We start from the raw sequence: 18,726 nt of genomic DNA, 5'->3' as shown, positions 1-18,726 counted from the left end.
TCGACGGTTTTCTTCCGCTCGATGCTCGAGCGCGGTGACCTGACCGCCCTCCATGAACCGTTCAGCAACCTGGCGGACTACGGCGAAACAGATCTCGACGGCCGGACCTTCGAGTCGCCCGCGTCGCTGCTCACCTGGCTGGCCGGACAGCCGCCTGAGGTTGGCCTGTTTCTGCCGTTCATCCCGCAGGCGCTCAGTTGGGAACCTGGTGAGCGCCCTGAGTGGCGACGGTCAGCACGCTGGCACACCGACGTCAACGCCAGCTCCGGATTCCAGCACCGCGACCGCAGGTACCCGCACACCACAGAGAACTCCGACCAGCTGGCGCGGTTCGCCGCCCGTCACCGGCCCTTCTACGAACAACTCCATTCCCAGCGGCTCATCGTGGCCCCCCGGGAACCCATGACCGGCCCCTGACGAGGGCAACCGACCACGGCGCTGCCGCGAAGCGGGCTATCGGTGGGCGTCGGCCGCCGCGAGCCCGGCGCGGATTGCCTCCTGTACGCCGGGCTCCCACGGCCCGGAGGAGGCCAGCGGGATCTCGGTCAGAAACCGGCTCATCCGCGGGTGCCTCCGTCGGTAGTGACTCGGCGAGCATGACAGCCGGCGCGCGGCGGCGGTAAGGGTTTTCTCATGTGGCCCTCATCGGGGCGGCATGCCGGTCGGTGATGCTCTCCGGATGAGTGCGCAGAAGGTGGCCACCGCCGTCGCACTGGCCGCGCTCGCCGCGCTGTTTCTGAGCGTGGGGATCCCTACGCTGGTGCCGCCGGCGCCGGTGGGGGAGATCTCGCTGTCGACGGGAGAGGACGATGAGTCGACCGGAACCCCCGACCCGGTGCCCCGGGGACGACCCGAGCCCGGCACCGTCGGCACCCCCGGCGACCCGGATGACAGCCCCGACAGCCCCGACAGCAGCGACAGTGAGGGGGATCACGACAGCCCCGATACCAGCGCAGACGTGAGTCCGGACGACGATGGGGTGGATGACGACGACTGACCGCCACCAGCGGTGGCGCCCGGTGGTGAGCCTGCGGCTGCGGCTGCTCGGCTGGGCGCTGCTGCTGCTCGCGGTCGCCAGCCTGGGGTCCGTGGTCGTCGTCCGGCAGGTGCTGCTCAACCAGCTGGAGAACCGGACCACCGCCGACCTGCAACAGGAGGTGTCCGAGTTTCGGCTGCTCGCCGGTGGGCGGGATCCGACCACCGGTGAGCCGTTCGGGACCGATCTCGGCCGGATCGCCGACACCTACCTGGAACGGAACGAGCCACAGGAGGGTGAGGCGGTCTTCATCTTCGTCAACGGTGCCTTCTACGGCGCCAGCCCGGACCCCCCGTTCGACCTGACCACCGACCCGGCGCTGACCAACTCTTGGACGTCGCTGCGCAGCAGCCAGTACGGCGAGATTGAGCAGAGCCCGGCGGGCGGGGCCCGCTGGCTGGCGGTGCCGGTGACGATCGAGGACGAGTTGCAGGGACACGTGGTGGTGGTCCAGTTCACCGCCGAGCGCCGGGCCGAGATCGACCGGGCGGTGCAGCTGATGGCCTTCGCCTGCCTGCTGGTGATCGTGGTGGTTGCGGCCGGCGGCTATCTCGCGATGGGGCGGGCGTTGCGGCCGCTGCGGACGGTGACCGAGGCGGCCCGGGAGATCGAGGAGAGCGACCTTTCCCGGCGGATCGAGGTCAGCGGCTCGGATGAGGTGGCGCATCTGGGCCGGACCTTCAACGGGATGTTGGGGCGGCTGGAGCGTGCGTTCGCCGCCCAGCAGGACTTCCTGAGCGATGTCGGGCACGAGCTGCGCACCCCGATCACCATCGTCCGGGGGCATCTGGAGGTGATGGGCGACGACCCGCAGGAGCGCCGGGAGACGGTGGCACTGGTCACCGACGAGCTGGACCGGATGAACCGGATGGTCGACGATCTGCTGATGCTCGCCCGGGCGGAGCGGCCCGACTTCCTCCAGCTTGCCCAGGTTGATGTGGCCGCCGTGCTCTCCGAGGTCTACACCAAGGCGACCGCGTTGGGCGACCGCGACTGGCAGCTCGGCCGGGTCGACGCGGTGGTGACGCTCGCCGACCGGCATCGGCTGACCCAGGCGCTGATGCAGCTGGTGCAGAATGCGGTCCAGTTCACCGAGGCCGGGGACCGGATTACGCTCGCCGCCGAGGCGTATTACGGCGAGTTGGCGCTGTCGGTCTCGGACACCGGCATCGGCATCTCCCCGGCGGACCGGGAGATGATCTTCGAGCGGTTCGGTCGGGCGGACTCGTCCGGTATCCGCGGTGGTCGGGGCGCCGACGGGGTCGGGCTGGGGCTGGCGATCGTGACCGCGATCGCGACCGCCCACCGGGGTAGCGTCACGGTGGCGAGCGAGCTGGGAGTGGGCTCCACCTTCACCTTGCTGTTACCGCTGACCCGGCCACCTGGGCCGGATGAGATGGGGGCGTGACGTGAACCGGGTGCTGATCGCCGAGGACGAACCGCGGATCGCGGCGTTCCTCGAAAAGGGGCTCCGCGCCGCCGGGTACGTCACCACGGTGGTGACCAGCGGGGTGGACGCCGCCGGTTACGCCCGCAGCGACGACTTCGACCTGATGATTCTGGACCTGGGCCTGCCCGGGCAGGACGGGTTGGCGGTGCTGACCCAGGTCCGGGCGCGCGGTGAAAGGTTGCCGGTGATCGTGCTCACCGCCCGGGACGGGGTCCGGGATCGGGTGGCCGGGCTCGACCAGGGCGCCGACGACTACCTGACCAAGCCGTTCAGCTTCGAGGAGCTGCTCGCCCGGGTCCGTGCCCGGCTACGCGACCAGGGCCAGGCCGCCACCACCACGCTGGCGGTGGGCCCGATCCAGCTCGACCTGGTCCGCCGTACGGTGAGCGTCGACGGTACGGAGGTGGAGCTGACCGCCCGGGAGTTCCTGCTCGCCGAGACCCTCGCCCGGCACCCGGGGCAGGTGCTCAGCCGGGAGCAGCTGCTCGACCGGGTCTGGGGCTTGGGCCACGACCCAGGCTCCAACGTGGTCGATGTATACATCGGCTATCTGCGGCGCAAGCTCGGCGCCGACGTGATCCAGACGGTCCGCGGGATGGGTTACCGCTTCGCCGCCTAAGCTCGATCCGCGTACGCAGGCCAGATGAGAAGATTCTCAGGTACGGCTTACCGTGCGCTCATCTGCCTCCGACAGACTCGGCCGCATGCCCGTGACCGCAGCACCGCAAGCCCCCGGGCAGCCCTGGCGTGAGCTGCTGACCGGCCCCGACGCGGGGGACATTCTGCAGACCGCGTTGGTCGGGGTCGGTGGGCACCTGCTCTCCTGGCGCGCCCACCAGGTGGAGCACCGCCGCAACGGCAGCACCGCCGCGTACCGGGTCCAGGTCCGGTGGCCGACCGGCGAGGAGACCGAGGAGCGCTTCGGCGCCTGGGCCGGCGCCGGTCCGCCCCCACCCGACACGTTGGTGATCGGCGACGGGACCGACCGGGTGGCGGTGTGGCGGTTCCCGCACGACCCGTACCTGCCGGGGTTGGCCACCGCCTACGACCCGGCGGCGGTGGCCGGCCTACTGCGCTCGTTCGACCTGGCGAGGGCCGGGGATGAGCCACCCCGGCTGCGGGTGCGCGCCTACCGGCCGCACCGGCGCGCGGTGATCGAGGCGATCGGCGCCACCGGCCACCGGCTGTTCCTCAAGGTCGTCCCGCCGGCGCAGGCAGCGACGCTGCACCGGCAGCACACCAGGTTCACCGACGCCGGCGTGCCGGTGCCGCCGAGCCTCGGCCACAGCGCCGACGGGGTGGTGGCGCTCGCCGCGCTGCCCGGCCACTCGCTGCGGCAGGAGCTGCGGGCGGAGGCAGCGGAGCTGCCGACCGGCGCCGCCATCCTGGCGCTGTTGGACCGGCTGCCGGCCGGGTTGGCCGACGCGCCGGTACGCCGTTCGTGGCGGGATCGGGCCGGCCACTACGCCACGGCCGTGGCCTCGGTGCTGCCCCGGGAGGCAGAGCGGGTGCGGGAGCTGGCCGCGGCGATCTACGCCGAGGGCGGCACCGGTCCGATTGTGCCGGTGCACGGCGACTTCTACGAGAATCAGGTGTGGGTGGCGGGTGGTCGGATCACCGGGCTCCTCGATCTGGACACCGCCGGGGCCGGGGACCGGCTCGACGACCTGGCCTGCCTGCTGGGCCACCTGTCGGTGTTGACGCAGCTCAATCCGGCGCAGGCGGCGACGGTGAGCCGGGCGGGGGCGCGCTACCTGGCCGCCTTCGAGCAGCGGGTGGACCCGGCGGATCTGCGCTACCGGGTGGCGGCGGTGGTGTTGTCGCTGGCCACCGGGCCCTATCGGGTGCAGGAGTCGGGCTGGCAGCGCAGCACCAGGTACCGGGTCGAGTTGGCGGAGCGCTGGCTGACCAGTGCCCGGGCAGTAAGGCGGGGATGAGGCCACTCTCATGCCGACCTCAGCCGCTCCTCATGGCGGTTGGCGAAGCTGGATCCCACGCACCGCGAACGGTCGCGGAGCGATTGAGGAGGGAACAACGATGGCTATGCGTAGATCCTGGCGGGTGATCGCGGGCGCCGGCACTGCGGCGGCGATCGTCGGGTTGGGGGCGACCGCTGCCCTCGCTGACGGGATCCCCCTGCAGGACCGGTCGGAGCCGGGTCAGGTCGAGAACGTCAACCTGACCGGCGTGGACGACTCGGCCAACTCGGTCGACTCACCAGATTCGCCGGATTCCCCGGACTCGCCGGATTCCCCGGACTCGCCGAATAGTCCGGATTCGCCATTCGACTCGCCCGATTCTCCGGACTCGCCTGACTCGCCGGACAGTCCGGATTCCCCGGATTCGCCCGACAGCCCAGACTCGGTCGACTGACCCAGCCCTACGGTCGATCATGAGCGGATGAACCCGACACACCCGGCGTGTCGGTTCACAGGCTCATGATCGGCCGGTGGGTCGGCCGGTGGGTCGGCCGGGGGAAGCGGGGACCGGTAGCAGCACCGAGGGCAGGTCGCACTCCGGATGCAGCCGCAGCAGCTGGTAGGCGACACCACCCTCGCCGGCTAGCAGCCCGGGCGCGAAAGCGTCCCGAGCCATGCCGCTCATCGGGCCGTGTTCCTCCAGAGTGGTCAACAGTCGGGCGGCCACCAGCTCCGCGGTGACGCCGGGTGGGCCGAGCCCTCGCGCCGACGCGCGGGCCAGCAACTCCCACGCCCCGAGGTCGCCGTGGCAGAGCGTGTGGGTCCAGCCGAAGCCGTCGGCCCAGGCGTGCGCGGCGGCGTGCCGGAGCACCCCTTCCCACCGGCCGGAGCCCCGCCGACCCAGCAGGTCATCGGCGGCGATGCCGATCCCCACCGAACCGTGGCACCACGCCGCGCCGTGCCGTTTGCCCTCCCGGGCGTCCCGCCACGCACCCTCGTCGGGGTCGAAGTAGGACGCTTCCCGGGTGAACGCCGCTTCGGCGAGCTCGGCGAACTCGGCCCGCCCGGTCGCGTCGGCGAGCCGGCGCAGCGCCCAACCGATGCCGGTGGCACCGTGCGACAGACCACCGATGCCGTCCGGGTACGCGTCGGTGGGCCAGCCGGCACCGGCGCCGGCCCGGCTGGCCGAAGCCTGCAGCCGGTCGCCCAGTTGGCCGGCGAGCGCCCGCAGCCGCGGACCGGAGTCGCTATCGGTGCCGGCTCCGGCGTCGGCGGGAGCCGCGTCAACCTGGTCGGCCAGCGCCAGCAGCGGCACGATCGCCCCGGCCGAACCGGTCACCAGGTCATGTTCCCGATCGGCGGCGGCCGCCGCCGGCAGCAGCTCCGCCAACCCGCTGGCCCGCCGCCGCGCCTCGTCGCCCGGCACCACGCCGAGCTGGTGCAGCAGTAGCCAGCCCCAGATGCGGGAGCCGATGCCGAGGTACCCGCCGGGCGGGTCGGGGCGGATCCGGATGTCGAGCGCCGCCGCGTCGGCCTGCTGTCGCCGCTGCTGGTCTTCGGCGAGGCGGATGGTGTGGACCACGGCGGCGAGCAGTTCGGTGAGCCCGGGCACCGGGTCGGCCCGGCTCTGGGAAACTTCCCGTAGATAGCCGGCGAGCACCACCGCCACCCCGAACCCGCCCCCGTACAGGTCGGTGGGCAGTGGTTGGACCGCCCAGCCGGCGCTGGAGCGTACCGGGGCCACCCAGGTGACCGAGCCGTCGCGACCCCAGATCGCCTCCGTGGCGATCCTCGCCACGATCGTGGCCGCCTGCTCCCGTCGTCGCCGGTCCAACCCGTCGGCGCGGGGCGTGACCGACGGGAGCCGGTCCTGGCCGGGGCGCCAGCCGTCGTTCAGGTAGGCCCCGACCATCGCGGCCCGGATCACCCGGCGTTCCGCCTCGGGTCGCATCTGCCGCCATCGGTGCAGCGTCTCGGCGACCAGATCGCGGGGTTCCCCGAAGGTGGTGCCCCGGGGGCCGGTGAGTACCCCGGTGCCCGGTGTGGTGGTGAAGACCGGCACATCACCGTCGAGCAGCTCGTCGATCTCCGCTTCGACCACCGCCGCCGCGTCGGGGGCGCCCGGCCGGTTCTCCGCGTGTTGGACCAGTAGTTCGGCCGCCCGGCGGCGGGCCGGCGGCGGGTCGTGCAGCGAGGCCGGGTGCCACAGCATCCGACCCAGTTCGGTGTACGCGGTGGTGTCCCGCACCACCACCCGGACCGGACAGTCGGCGAACTCGGCCAGCAGTGGTGCCAGCTCCCCGTGTGCGTCGCGGGCGTGCAGCACCTCCGTGAGTTCGCTGAATCCACCCACTACCGCCTGCCAGTACCCGCCCAGGTCCGGTTCCGGGCTGGGCAGGTTGGCGCTCGCCGGCAGTTCCCCAGTGGTGAGCGTGAGCCGGGCCCGGTCAGTGCCCGGGTCGGCGATGGTGGGGACCTGCACCGTGGGTTGTTCGCTGGGGAGGAACCCGGCCGCCGAGGGGTCCACGCCCCGCCAACCCAGCAACGCCTGCCGTCCCGGCAGCAGCCCGGTGCGCAGCAGCGACTGTCGGGTCTGGGCGGCGGCCAGGTCAAGGGCCTCGCCGAACCCGGAGGGGCGGGAGGTGTCCGGCGGGGTGAAGAGCGTCTCGCAGTCCACCACGACCGGCACCGGGCCGCACGCTACGACGTTCTCGTTGTGCAGGTCGCTGCCGGCCAACGCCCGCATCACCGCCAACCAGTGGCCAAGGTTGCGGTAGAAGGTGCCCAGCTGCTCCTGGTCGGCACAGTAGACGTGGGGGACGTACTCGGCCCAGCCGTACCGATCCTCGGGGCTGGGCAGCACCGCCGGCACTCGGATCCGGCTCGGTTCGGGCTCGTCGGGGAGGACCTGCCGGAGGAACCGGTCGAGCGCCGCGTCCACCCGGACCGAACGTGGCTTGTAGACAACACTGCCGCCGGTGCAGCGGAGGATGGTGACCGACTCGCCACCGCGGTGGCTGTCGCCGGCGTCGGTGGAGATCGCCTGCAGCTCGCCGAGGGCGCCGCCGACCAGCTGCCCGAGCCGTCCGCGGTCGCGCCCGAACCGGTCGGCCATCCGCAGCGCGGCGGCGCACCGGTTGCCGATCAGCGTCCACAGCTGCGGCAGCAGCGGCGGGTACGGCGCGGCGACGCGTTCCCACCCGTCGGGTTCAGCGAGCCGGGCCACCCACTCCCGCCAGCGGCCGTCGGCGTCGTCGGCGGTGAGCTGGCCGGTCACCCGGGCGGCGTTGAGCTCCAGCAGCACCACCCGGCTGACTCGGCGCCAGGCCACCTGGGTCAGGCCATCCCGGACCCCGGCGATGAGCACCTGCTGCTCGGGTTCGCTCAGGGTGCCCAACGACCGGAGCTGGGCCGCCAGGGTCGCCAGCGGCGGCTCCACCAGGCGGCTCAGCATCCGGTCGACATCGCCCCGCAGGGCCACCTCGACCGCGTCGGTCGTCATCGTCAGCAGCAGGCGGTGCAGATGCCCCCGGTGCAGAGACTGCCCATGGTGGCGGGGTCGTTGGTCTGACCACCGGTGAGGGTGATCTCCGATTCGGTGTAGTCACCGAGGAACCGGGGCCCGGCCGGGTTCTCCCAGCTGTCGTCGAGGCCGCGCCGCCAGGCGTCGACCGTCTCTGCCGCGGTGCGTTCCGGAGCCAGCGTGCTCATCTCTACCACTCCCTTCAGGTCCTGAGGGGTTCCCTCACTGTGGCCGGGGGTGTCCGGCCGCCCTCTGACTATCACCCGGTGCTGGACGGCGACTGGACGACCTGGCCAGGCGGGTCAGGGGCCGAGCAGCGTCAGGGGCCGAGCACCCGGGCCAGGTACGGGTTGCCGAAGACCCGACCGGGGTCGAGCCGATCCCTTACCGCCAGGAAGTCGGCGAAGCGCGGGTAGGCGGTGGCGAGCGATTCCGCGTCGCGCCAGTGCAGCTTGCCCCAGTGGGGCCGGCCGTCGAGCCCGGCACAGGCGCGCTCCACCGCCTGAAAATAGCCCTGGTACGGGGCGCCGACATACTGGTGGATCGCCAGGTACGCGCAGTTGCGCTGGTAGGCCGGCGACAGCCAGCTGTCGTCGCCCGCCCCGACCCGCACCTCCACCGGCAACAGCACCCGCTGCGGCGACCGGGCCACGATCCGCCGCAGCTCGGCGAAGGCCGCTGGCAGCGCTGCCCGCGGCAGGGCGTACTCAAGTTCGACGAAGCGGACCCGGCGGGGCGTGGTGAAGATCCGGTCCGAGCGGTTGGTGTAGCTGACCGGGGTGAAGGCCCGCGCCATCAGCCGGGCCAGCGCCGGGGCGGCCGCTGGCACCGCCCGCCCCGCTTTGCACACTCCGCCCAGCGCGACGTTCTGCAGGACGTCGTTCTCCCACCACGCCCGGAGCCGGGTCATCGGCCGGCTGTCGGTGGCGGCGCGGTTGTTCCGCTTGACCAGCGTCGCCTCTGTGTAGGGCAGCCAGTAGAACTCGACGTGCTCGTTGTCGGCGCAGTACTCGTCGAACTCGGCCAGCGTCTGCGCCAGCGGCACCGGCCGTTCGTCGGCGTGCAGCACGAACGCGGCCACGCAGCGCAGCGTCACCTCGGTCACCACGCCCAGGGCGCCGAGCCCGACCGTGGCGGCGGCGAACAGGTCCGGCTGCTCGGTGGCCGAGCAGCGCCGCACCTCACCATCGGCACCGACCAGGGTCAGCTCGACCACTTGGCTGGCGAGCCCGCCGAACCGGGCGCCGGTGCCGTGGGTGCCGGTGGCGATCGCGCCGCCGACCGTCTGGGCGTCGATGTCGCCGAGGTTCGGCAGCGCGAGCTGGTGGGCGGCGAGCCAGCGGTTGAGCTGGCGCAGGGTGGTGCCGGCGGGCACCCGCACCGTCCGGGGGGTCGGCCCGCGGGTGATGGCACCGGCCATCCCCGACAGTGCTATTTGGATGTCGGCGCCGCGAGCGATGCTAGTGAACGAGTGGCCGCTGCCGACCACCGTCACCTGCCGGCCCGCCGCACCCGCGTACCGGAGCAGTGCGGCCAGCTCCGCCACTGTCCGGGGCCGGGCCAGCTCGCCGGCGGTGCGCTGGTTGCCGGCCCAGTTGCGCCAGCGGCGCCGGGTCAGCGGCGGGAGGCTCATCCGAACGCAGCCCCCTCACCGCGGTAGGTCTCGACCGTCTCGACGATCTCGTCGCCGTCGATCAGGTGCAGCGCGGTGACGTGCTCGCAGAGCTCCCCGGCCTTGGCGTGCCGGAACCAGACCCGGTCGCCGGGGGCGAGCCCGGCAGCCGCCGCGCCGGTCACCGGCGTCTGCACCTCCCCGGCGCCTTCGGTGCCGAGCAGCCGGAGCCCGGCCGGCAGCCACGGCAACGGTTGCCGGCTGCGGCCGGTTGCCCCGGAACCGATCCAGCCGCCACCGGCGACGGTCGCGATCCGCGGCGAAGGCCGGCGCACCACCGGCAGCGCGAACAGCGCCGCCGGCGTCGGCCGCCAGGCCCGGTAGCCGTCGAAGAGCGCCGGCCCGTAGAGCCCGGAGCCGGCGGTGACCTCGGTGACCGCCGGATCGGCGACGGTCCGGGCCAGGCTGCCGGTGCCGCCGCCGTTGACGAACCGGAGCTGGGCGTGCCGGCGTACCTCAGCGACCACCGCGCCCCGACGGGCCCGCAGTTCCCGGTCGGAGCGGCGCTGCATCAGCCGGACCGCGGCCGCCCGCGGACTGGCCCCGGCGTCCGGCACCCCGGCGATCTGTGCTTCATAGGCCATGACGCCGGTGAGTACGTAGCCGGGGCGGGCAGCGATGGCCGCGGCGAGCGCGCCCGCCTGCGCCGGGGTGTGGAGCGGGGAGCGGCGCACCCCGACGTGCAGCCGGCGCAGTGGCCGCCAGGAGGCGTCCAGGTCGAGGCAGAGCCGGACCGGCGCGGCCCGGGTGGCGGGCGGGGCCAGCGCATCGATCAGGTCGAGCTGGGCCTGGTCGTCGATCATGAGCGTGACCGTCGCCAGTGCAGCTGGGTCGCCGACCAGGTCGACCAGCGAGCCGTGGTCTGCGCTCGGGTAGCCGACCAGCACGTCGTCGCTGACCCCGGTGCGGCTCAGCCACAGCGCTTCGGCGAGCGTGTACGCGAGCACGCCCCGCCAGCCGGGGCGGGACAGCACCCGGCGCAGCAGCGCCCGGCACCGGACCGACTTGCTCGCCACCCGGATCGGAGTACCGGCGGCGGCGCTGGTGAGCGCGTCGGCGTTGGCATCGAAGGCGGCCAGGTCGACCACCGCGAACGGGGGGTCGAGGGCAGCGGTGGCACGGTCCAGCCGCCGCCGCAGCGCCTGGTCCGTCGACCGGGACATGCCCGTACTGTACTGCCGGCGTACCCGCCGCGCACCCCACGAACTCGGCGGGGCGGGAGTGGCGGAGCCCCGGCGCGCCGGTGGTGCTAGCTTCGGCCGCCGCGGGTCAGCTGGTGCTCATTCGCGACCCCCTCGGTCTCGGTGAGGCAGGCGAAGTCGGGGTGCGGCTCGACCGTTGGTGGGGTGGGGTCCGGTCCGGCGGTGAGATCCAGCAGGATCCAGCCGGGTTCGTTGCTCAACCCGTCCTCGCCCAGGGTCCACGCGTCCACGATTCGCCCGCGCTGGGCGAGCTGCGCCGCCACTCGTACCGTGTGGTCGGCCGGCTCGGAGCCGGGCGGGGCGCCGTGCAGATACCAGGCCCGAGATGCGCCCGCCAGCAGGGCGTCAACCGAGTCAGGGCGGCACAACTGCGGATCCTCGGCCGGCGCCATCCGCACCAGACCCGCGACCTCCAGCCCGTACCAGCGCCCCAGCTGTTCGGCGAACCAGTTGGCGATCACCACATCGCCCGGGCGCACCCGGCCGGCGAGGTCGGCTAGCACCTCGCGGCCGCGGTCCCGGTCGGGTGGCGCCAGCATCTGCTGTACCCCGTCGCCGACCGGCGGCCCGGGCATCACCACAGCAACGGCCGCCACCACCGCCGCCGCGGTGCCGGCGGCGGTGGCGGGCACCAGCTGGATCTGCCTGGCGACCCAGCGGACCCCTCGAGCGACGCCGTCGACGCCGGCCACGACCAGCAAGATCACCGGTGTCACCAGGTAGAGGGCGACCCGGTCGGCGAGGGGGTAGCCACGCAGCACCGCCGCCACCATCGCCATCGCCAGCACTCCGGCCGCCATCGCCGCCCAGTGTCCCCGACCCCGTCGCAGCAGCGCGACCAGCCCGATCGCCACCAGCCCGAGAGTCCACCAGCCACTTCGCCAGCCCAGCGGCGACGCGACGAAACCGGTCCAGGTCTGCGGCAGCCAGGCTACGACGTCGCCCACGCCGGCTCCCGGCACTGGCATGCCGTGCGCAAACCAGGTGTCCTGATTGGGGGCCAGCGGGTATAGCCGTCGGTACCACGCCAGCCCAACGCCGAGCGCCGCGGCCGGCGCCGCGGCCAGGAACAGCACTGCCATGGCCGGCCACTGCCGCCGCGCCGCAAAGATCGCAGCCAGCCCTGCGGTGACCCCGGCCAGCACAATCAGTGCGCTGTAGCTCAATGTCACCGCCACCGCAACCAGCCCAGCACCGGCGGCCAAGACCGGCCACCGCCAGCCGTTCTCCTGCTCCGCGCCCTGCCGGCGCTGCGGGTCCCGCCGAAGCAACTCGTCGCCGAGGAGTAGGAGACCGAGCGCGACCGCCGTCTCCACGGCATACTGCTTGAGCTCACCTGAGTAGTACAGCAGCGTAGGTGAGAAACCCACCAAACCCACCGCCACGGCCGACGCCCACTCACCTACCGCCCGCCGTGCGATCACCATGGTAAGGACGAGCAGCGCTACCCCTGCCACCAGCGACGGCAGTCGTAGCACGACCTCTGCCTCGCCCACCCACTCTCGCAACGCCTTGGTGACCGCCAACCAACCCACCGGGGCAACCTGGTAGTACTCCAGCCCGCCGGGTAGCTCCGACCACGCCCGCTCGCGCAGGTTGATGGCGACCGACAACTCGTCGAGCCAGAAGCCCCGATCGGAGGACCAGACCCGAACCTGGCCAACGGCGGCCGCCAGCAAGAGCGTCCAAGCGACCAGGCGTGCCGGGCGTGGCCAGCTCATCAGCTTATCTGCGCCAACACCAGGTGACGTTATACCCGCTCAAGAAGCAGCAGACGGTACTCCAGCCAACGCCGCGACAACCCCTGCTGCAACGCCGAGCCGCCGATCATGTTGGCCCAAAATGGAATGTCGACCACGCGATCGCGAACCCTCGGCAGGGCCCGAACGGCGCCCAGTGCCACATTGACTAGGCGGTCGCGTGGCCGCCCCAGGCGCAGGTACGAGGTGAGGTCCAAGTCCTCACGCAGGCGTAGGCCGGCGCGCTCGGCCAGACCGGCGAACTCCGCCACCGTGTGCAGGCTACCGATGCGCCAACCGGCCCGGAACTGTGCCAAGCAACGTTCCCGAGCCGCCACGCCACGGTCCTTGTCGGTCGCCCAGTCGTCGCACAGGATAAGGCGGCCGCCCGGGTGAAGACGCGAGGCCAGGGTCATAACTAGATCGGCCACCGACGGTGAGTGCACGATTGATTCAATGCCCACCATGGCGTGGTAGCGAGGCTCGGTGGGCAGCTCGGCAAAGTCCAGGCAGATGATCTCGCAGCGATCAGCCACCCCAGCAGTCGCCAACCGCTTCTCGCCGACCTCGGCCTGAACGCGGCTGATCGTCACCCCCGTCACCTGCGCCTGCGTCGCCTGCGCCAAGCGGACCATGGTCGCGCCCACGCCGCAGCCGAGGTCGAGCAACCGCCCTCCGTCCGGCGGCAGGTGACCCTGCAAGCGTTCTAGCACCAGGCGATTGACGGTGTCCGCAGCTTCGTCGGGGGTTGGCCGCATCCGGGGTCCACACGCAGCGGTGAATAGCGCCGGCATCCGACTCATTGACAAGTAGGAACCTTCGAGTATTGGCGTCGTAATAGTCGGCTACCCGATCGACATGCCCGGCCCTTGCGTCCTCCGGGGAGGGAGAATTCATTGACGCATGCTACATCATGGAGCGACGGTCGGTTGAAGATCCTGGTGTAAGGCTCGAGGATCGTGAATGGCCTGGGAGGGTAGCGGCCGGCACTCACATCACGGTGTCCGGCTACCGGGTCCGGGCTCGGCTCACCAGCGCTGGCGACACCGGCCATGTTCTTGACGACTACTGCTGGGTGGGCATGACAGACTAGACCATAGAAAGCTCCGGGGTGAGGCGATTCTGTGGGAGGACCCTTGCTATATCGGAGCTTCGTGTCACTCCCATACGCAAGGATTGATCAAACCGTAACCTGCCACCAGTAGCACATCGTGATCTCGAACAGTCGTGCGGACCACCGTGACCGGGAGTGTGACCATGAGTAGCGACATCACCGTGAGTGACCTGACCGGCTGGCTGACCGAGTTCGGCCGGTTGATCAAGGCGCATAAGGAGGAGCTGACCGCGCTCGACGCCGCTATCGGCGACGCCGACCACGGCACGAACATGGACCGCGGCATGACCGCGGTGGCGGAGGCGCTCGCCGCCGACCCGCCGCAGACCCCGGCGGGGCTGGGTAAGCAGGTGGGGATGACGCTGGTCAGCAAGGTCGGCGGCGCCTCCGGCCCGCTCTTCGGCACCTTCTTCCTGCGGCTCGGGGCGGCGCTGGGCGAGGCGACCGAGGTGACGCCGGACCAGTTCGCCGCGGGCCTCTCCGCCGGGTTGGCAGGGGTGGTGGCCCGGGGCAAGGCCGAACCCGGCGACAAGACCATGGTCGACGCGCTCACGCCCGCGGTGGCGGCGCTGGAGTCGGCGGTGGGGCAGGACCAGCCGCTCGCTGACGGGTTGGCGGCAGCGGCGCAGGCCGCCGCCGACGGCCGGGACGCGACCGTGCCGATGTTGGCGCGCAAGGGTCGGGCGAGCTACCTGGGTGAACGGAGCATCGGACACCAGGATCCGGGGGCCACCACCGTGGCCCTGCTGCTGGCCGCCGCGGCGACGGCCATGAGCTGACGCGGCAGCCACGAACGGGGGGAGTGGGGCATGGTCGGCATCGTGGTGGTCGCCCACAGCTATCCGCTGGCGCAGGCGGCGGTGGGGTTGGCCCGGGAGATGGCACCGGGCGACGAGGTGGCGATCGCGGTCGCGGCCGGATTGGACGAGACTACGCTCGGCACCGACGCCACGCAGATCCAGGCTGCGATCGAATCGGTTGCCGGGCCAGCCGGGGTGCTGGTGCTGATGGACCTGGGCAGCGCGGTGCTCAGCGCCGAGCTGGCCCTGGAGCTGCTCGACCCAGAGGTACGCGAGCAGGTGCTGCTCTGCCCGGCGCCGCTGGTCGAGGGGCTGGTGGTGGCGGTGGTGGCGGCCGCGGGCGGGGCGGCGCTGGCGGAGGTGGCCGCGGAGGCGACCGGGGCGCTGGCTGGCAAGCAGGAGCATCTGGCCGGGCCGGCGCCGGCAGCTGGGGAGCAGAGGGCTGAGGAGCCGGCGGTGGTCGAGACGTTCACCGTGACCAACCCGCATGGTCTGCATGCCCGGCCGGCGGCTCGGCTGGTGGCGGAGCTGCGGGACGTGGCGGCGCAGGTGACCCTGCGCAACCTCACCACCGGCGCCGGGCCGGTGCCGGCGAACAGCCTGAGCCGGGTCTCGACGCTGGGGGCGCTGCCCGACCATGAGGTGGAGGTGGCGGCGAGCGGTCCGGAGGCGCCCACGGCGGTCGAGCGGGTGTTGGCCCTGGCCGCTCGAGGCTTCGACGATCCGGCCCCGCCGGCGCCACCAGCGGGGGCGACCGAACCCGTTGCCGAGCCTGCTGCGGCCGGGCCGTCGGCGGCCGAGCCAGCTGCCGCCGAACCGCTGACGGCGGGCAGCGGTGGGCCGCTGCCCGCCTCGCCAGGGATCGGCATCGGTCCGATCTGGACGCCCGAGCCGCCGCCGCTGACGCTGCCCGACCGGCCGGCCGGCGACCCGGCATCCGAGGCCGACCGGCTGCGGGAAGCGGTCGGGCAGGTCCGCCGGGAAACCCAGGAGGTACGCGACCGTACCGCCCGCGAGCTGGGGGAGCAGGACGCGGCGATCTTCGATGCGCACGTGGCCCTGCTCGACGACGCGGAGCTGCTCGACCAGGTCCGCGAGCAGATCGAGGCCGGGGCGCCCGTCGAACGGGCGTGGGCCGAGGTGCTCGGCGGGTTGGCGGAGCAGTTCGCCGCCCTGCCCGACCCGTACCAGCGGGCCCGCGCCGCCGACGTGCAGGCGGTCACCGAGCAGGTGCTGCGCGCCCTGCTCGGGGTGGCGAGCGGGTTCGTGTCGCACGACGGGGTGTTGGTCGCCGCCGACCTCACCCCGGGCGAGGTGAGCCAGCTCGACGCCGATCTGGTCGCCGGGATTGTGCTCGCCCACGGCAGCCCGACCGCCCACAGCGCCATCCTCGCCCGCAGCCGGAGGATTCCGATGCTGGTCGCGGTCGGCGCGGGCGTGCTCGACCTGCCGGTCCGGACGGTGGTAGCGCTGGACGGGCAGCGCGGGGAGCTGGTGGTCGACCCGGACCCGGCCACCCGGGAACGGTTCGCCGGCCGGGCACGGGAGTGGGCGGAGCGGGAGGCCACGGCTCGGGCCGCCGCCGGGGCCCCGGCCAACACCCGCGACGGTGTGACCATTGAGGTCGCCGCCAACCTCGGTACGGTGACTGACGCGGCCGAGGCCGCTGCGGCGGGTGCCGACGCTGCTGGGCTGGTGCGCACCGAGTTCCTCTTCGTCAACCGGGCCGAGCCGCCGAGCGTGTCCGAACAGGAGCGGGCATACCGGGAGCTCGCCGAAGGCTTGGGCCACCGTCCACTGACCCTGCGCACCCTGGACGTGGGCGGGGACAAACCGGTGCCCTTCCTGCCCACCGGGCAAGAGGCCAACCCGTTCCTCGGGCTACGGGGTATCCGGCTCTCGCTGGCCCGGCCGGAGATTCTGCGCGACCAGCTGGTCGCGGCCTGTCGGGTGGCGCACGACTCGCCGGTGCGGCTGATGTTCCCGATGGTCGCCACCCGGGATGAGGTGACCGCCGCACTGGCGCTCCTCGACGAGGCGATCACCGTAGTCGGTGCCGGTCGGCCGGCCGGGCTCGAGGTCGGGATCATGGTGGAGGTGCCGGCCGCGGCGCTGCGGGTGGCGGCCTTCGCGCCGCTGGTCGACTTCGTCAGCATCGGTACCAATGACCTGACCCAGTACACGCTCGCGGCCGAACGGGGCAACCCTTCGGTGGCCGCGCTCGCCGATCCGTTGGACCCGGCGGTGTTGCGGCTCATCGACGAGGTGTGCCGAGCGGCCCCGTCGTCGGTCCGGGTGGCGGTCTGCGGCGAACTCGCCGCCGACGAGGTCGCGGTGCCGGTGCTGGTCGGGCTGGGGGTGCGAGAGTTGAGCGTGGTCCCGGCCGCGGTGCCGATGGTGAAGCAGGCGGTACGGCAGGTCGACCTGGCCGCGGCCGTCCCGCTCGCCGCCCGGGCGGTAACCCTGCCCAGCGCTGCCGAGGTCCGGACACTGCTCGCCGGAGACTAGACGGGGCTCGGTGCGGAGAGCCCTCCTTACCCGGCTTGGTGGGCTGAGTGGCGCCCGACTTGCCAGGTATGACCCGTTACAGCGTCCTAGTGGATCACCACTCAACCCACCAAGGGCCGGCGGGCGCGCCGTGGCGCTACCGAGACTGCTCCGTTTGTGCTAGCAGTTCTCGTAGGCCACGTAGCGGACCTCGGTTGACCTGCCCGGGAGGGAGCAAGCCCTCCCGGGCACTCAGCGAGTTCAGGCGCTCAGGCGGATGGTGTTCCAGGAGAGCGGGGGGAGGGTGGCGCGGAGTGTGCCGCCCTCGATCACTGCGCCGGAGAGCTGCCGGGGGGTCACCCGGTCCGGCTCTGCGCTGGTGTTGCGGGCGTGCCGGTCCGGGTCGGCCAGCGCCGAGTGGTGCGCCGGGCCGTCAGGGGGCGCCAGCTCCCGCAGGTCCACCACCAGCTTCAGCGGCCGGTCGGTGTCCCGGTTGACCGCGAACAGCGTGGTCACCCCGTCCTCGCCGGTGACCGCGGTGGCGTGCAGCACCGGCACCGTACCGTGCTTGGCGGTGTCATACGTCGGGCTGTCGATCGCCAGCCGCAGCACCTGGCCGCGTCCATACCGGGCCGCCTGCGCGAACGGGTAGAAGGTGGTCTGCCGCCACGCCGGCCCGCCCGGCTCGGTCATGATCGGCGCGATCACGTTCACCAGCTGCGCCAGGCAGGCGGCGGTGACCCGGTCGCAGTGGCGCAGCATCGCAATCAGCAGGCTGCCGAAGACCACCGCGTCGGTGACCGAGTAGACATCCTCCAGCAGCCGCGGCGCCTCCGTCCACGGCTCCGGTGTTGGGTGCGGCGAGTCATGCATATACCAGACGTTCCATTCATCAAAGGAGATCTGGATGCTCTTTGACGACTTGCGCTTCGCCTTGACGTAGTCGCAGGTGGCGACCGTACCTTCGATGAACGACTCCATGTCCGCCGCGGAGGCGAGGAAGCTGTCGACGTCGCCGTCGAACTCCTGGTAGTAGGAGTGGCAGGAGATGAAGTCGACCGCGTCGTAGGTGTGCTCCAGGACGGTCGCCTCCCACTCGCCGAAGGTGGGCATGCTCCGCCCCGAGCTGCCACAGGCGACCAGCTGCAGGTCGGGGTCGATCATCCGCATCGCTCGGGCGGTCTGGCCGGCGAGCCGGCCGTACTCCTGGGCGGTCTTGTCACCGATCTGCCAGGGGCCGTCCATCTCGTTGCCCAGACACCATAGCCGGATCCCGTACGGGTCGGGGTCGCCGTGGGCGCGGCGGAGGTCGGACAGCGCGGTGCCGCCCGGATGGTTGCTGTACTCCAGTAGGTCGCAGGCGGCCTCGATGCCGCGCGTACCGAGGTTGACCGCCATCATCGGCTCCAGCCCGGCCACCTGGGTGAACCGCATGAACTCGCCGAGGCCGAAGGTGTTCGGCTCCACCGACCGCCACGCCAGGTCCAGCCGGCGGGGACGGTCCTCGCGCGGCCCGACCCCGTCCTCCCACCGGTAGCCGGAGACGAAGTTGCCGCCCGGGTAGCGCACCATCGTCGTGCCGAGCTCTCGCACCAGCGCCAACACATCGGTGCGCAGCCCGTCCGCGTCGGCGGCGGGGTGGCCGGGTTCAAACACTCCGGTGTAGACCGCCCGCCCCAGGTGCTCCAGGAACGAGCCGTACAACCGCGGATCAACCTCGCCCACGGGCAGGTGGTTGCTGAGGGTGACCCGCGCCTGCCGGGTCTTTCCGGAATCCGCCATGC

The 18,726-nt window shown here is 72.3% G+C and carries 15 protein-coding genes; 8 read left to right on the top strand and 7 right to left on the bottom strand.

Annotation, left to right across the window (positions count from 1 at the left end; all coding sequences use genetic code 11):
- Positions 1 to 21: 21 nt before the first annotated feature.
- From JQS43_RS17560 to JQS43_RS17535, 6 genes are all read left to right on the top strand, one after another.
- Positions 22 to 417, top strand: coding sequence for a hypothetical protein (locus tag JQS43_RS17560; RefSeq protein WP_239675485.1), 396 nt, complete (start codon positions 22 to 24; stop codon positions 415 to 417).
- 262 nt (positions 418 to 679) lie between these two features.
- The gene (locus JQS43_RS17555; protein WP_239675484.1) at positions 680 to 997 is read left to right on the top strand and encodes a hypothetical protein; all 318 of its coding nucleotides are present in this window, start codon (positions 680 to 682) and stop codon (positions 995 to 997) included.
- Positions 984 to 2,444, top strand: coding sequence for a sensor histidine kinase (locus JQS43_RS17550; protein ID WP_239675483.1), 1,461 nt, complete (start codon positions 984 to 986; stop codon positions 2,442 to 2,444). The genes JQS43_RS17555 and JQS43_RS17550 overlap by 14 nt, the downstream gene beginning before the upstream one ends.
- Complete coding sequence (locus tag JQS43_RS17545; protein WP_239675482.1) at positions 2,428 to 3,105, top strand: response regulator transcription factor; 678 nt, start codon at positions 2,428 to 2,430, stop codon at positions 3,103 to 3,105. The genes JQS43_RS17550 and JQS43_RS17545 overlap by 17 nt, the downstream gene beginning before the upstream one ends.
- 85 nt (positions 3,106 to 3,190) lie before the next feature.
- Entirely contained in the window at positions 3,191 to 4,423 is a 1,233-nt protein-coding gene (locus JQS43_RS17540; protein ID WP_239675481.1) for a phosphotransferase, read from the top strand.
- 100 nt (positions 4,424 to 4,523) lie between these two features.
- Positions 4,524 to 4,859, top strand: coding sequence for a hypothetical protein (locus tag JQS43_RS17535; RefSeq protein ID WP_239675480.1), 336 nt, complete (start codon positions 4,524 to 4,526; stop codon positions 4,857 to 4,859).
- Between the two features lie 63 nt (positions 4,860 to 4,922).
- On the opposite strand, the gene JQS43_RS17530 is transcribed toward JQS43_RS17535, so the two are convergent.
- The 6 genes from JQS43_RS17530 to JQS43_RS17505 all read right to left on the bottom strand — a co-directional run bounded on the left by JQS43_RS17530 (position 4,923) and on the right by JQS43_RS17505 (position 13,299).
- A complete protein-coding gene (locus JQS43_RS17530) occupies positions 4,923 to 7,907 on the bottom strand; it encodes a type 2 lanthipeptide synthetase LanM family protein (RefSeq protein WP_239675479.1) in 2,985 nt (994 codons plus the stop codon).
- 2 nt (positions 7,908 to 7,909) lie between these two features.
- The gene (locus JQS43_RS17525) at positions 7,910 to 8,116 is read right to left on the bottom strand and encodes a DUF6229 family protein (RefSeq protein ID WP_239675478.1); all 207 of its coding nucleotides are present in this window, start codon (positions 8,114 to 8,116) and stop codon (positions 7,910 to 7,912) included.
- Positions 8,117 to 8,247: 131 nt separating this feature from the next.
- Positions 8,248 to 9,561 carry a D-arabinono-1,4-lactone oxidase gene (locus tag JQS43_RS17520; protein ID WP_239675477.1) on the bottom strand — a complete coding sequence of 438 codons (1,314 nt, stop codon included), beginning with the start codon at positions 9,559 to 9,561 and terminating at the stop codon, positions 8,248 to 8,250.
- Positions 9,558 to 10,763, bottom strand: coding sequence for an amino acid deaminase/aldolase (locus JQS43_RS17515; protein WP_239675476.1), 1,206 nt, complete (start codon positions 10,761 to 10,763; stop codon positions 9,558 to 9,560). Before JQS43_RS17515 ends, JQS43_RS17520 begins: the two co-directional genes overlap by 4 nt.
- 86 nt (positions 10,764 to 10,849) lie before the next feature.
- Complete coding sequence (locus JQS43_RS17510; RefSeq protein ID WP_239675475.1) at positions 10,850 to 12,523, bottom strand: DUF6541 family protein; 1,674 nt, start codon at positions 12,521 to 12,523, stop codon at positions 10,850 to 10,852.
- Positions 12,524 to 12,552: 29 nt separating this feature from the next.
- Positions 12,553 to 13,299, bottom strand: a complete 747-nt coding sequence (locus JQS43_RS17505; protein ID WP_239675474.1) for an SAM-dependent methyltransferase — start codon at positions 13,297 to 13,299, stop codon at positions 12,553 to 12,555.
- Positions 13,300 to 13,798: 499 nt separating this feature from the next.
- Between JQS43_RS17505 and dhaL the strand changes: the two genes are divergently transcribed.
- Both dhaL and ptsP read left to right on the top strand, forming a co-directional pair.
- On the top strand, positions 13,799 to 14,434 hold the full coding sequence (gene dhaL, locus JQS43_RS17500) for a dihydroxyacetone kinase subunit DhaL (RefSeq protein WP_239675473.1): 636 nt from the start codon (positions 13,799 to 13,801) through the stop codon (positions 14,432 to 14,434).
- A gap of 30 nt (positions 14,435 to 14,464) precedes the next feature.
- Positions 14,465 to 16,963 carry a phosphoenolpyruvate--protein phosphotransferase gene (ptsP, locus tag JQS43_RS17495; protein WP_239675472.1) on the top strand — a complete coding sequence of 833 codons (2,499 nt, stop codon included), beginning with the start codon at positions 14,465 to 14,467 and terminating at the stop codon, positions 16,961 to 16,963.
- 240 nt (positions 16,964 to 17,203) lie between these two features.
- Here ptsP and arfA read toward each other — a convergent pair whose 3' ends face one another.
- Positions 17,204 to 18,724, bottom strand: coding sequence for an arabinosylfuranosidase ArfA (gene arfA / locus JQS43_RS17490; RefSeq protein ID WP_239675471.1), 1,521 nt, complete (start codon positions 18,722 to 18,724; stop codon positions 17,204 to 17,206).
- Positions 18,725 to 18,726 lie beyond the last annotated feature (2 nt).

This window comes from Natronosporangium hydrolyticum, assembly GCF_016925615.1.
GTDB classification, from domain to species: Bacteria; Actinomycetota; Actinomycetes; order Mycobacteriales; family Micromonosporaceae; genus Natronosporangium; species Natronosporangium hydrolyticum.
Note: the sequence above shows the minus strand (reverse complement) of the source record. Positions and strands in the feature narration are given on the sequence as shown.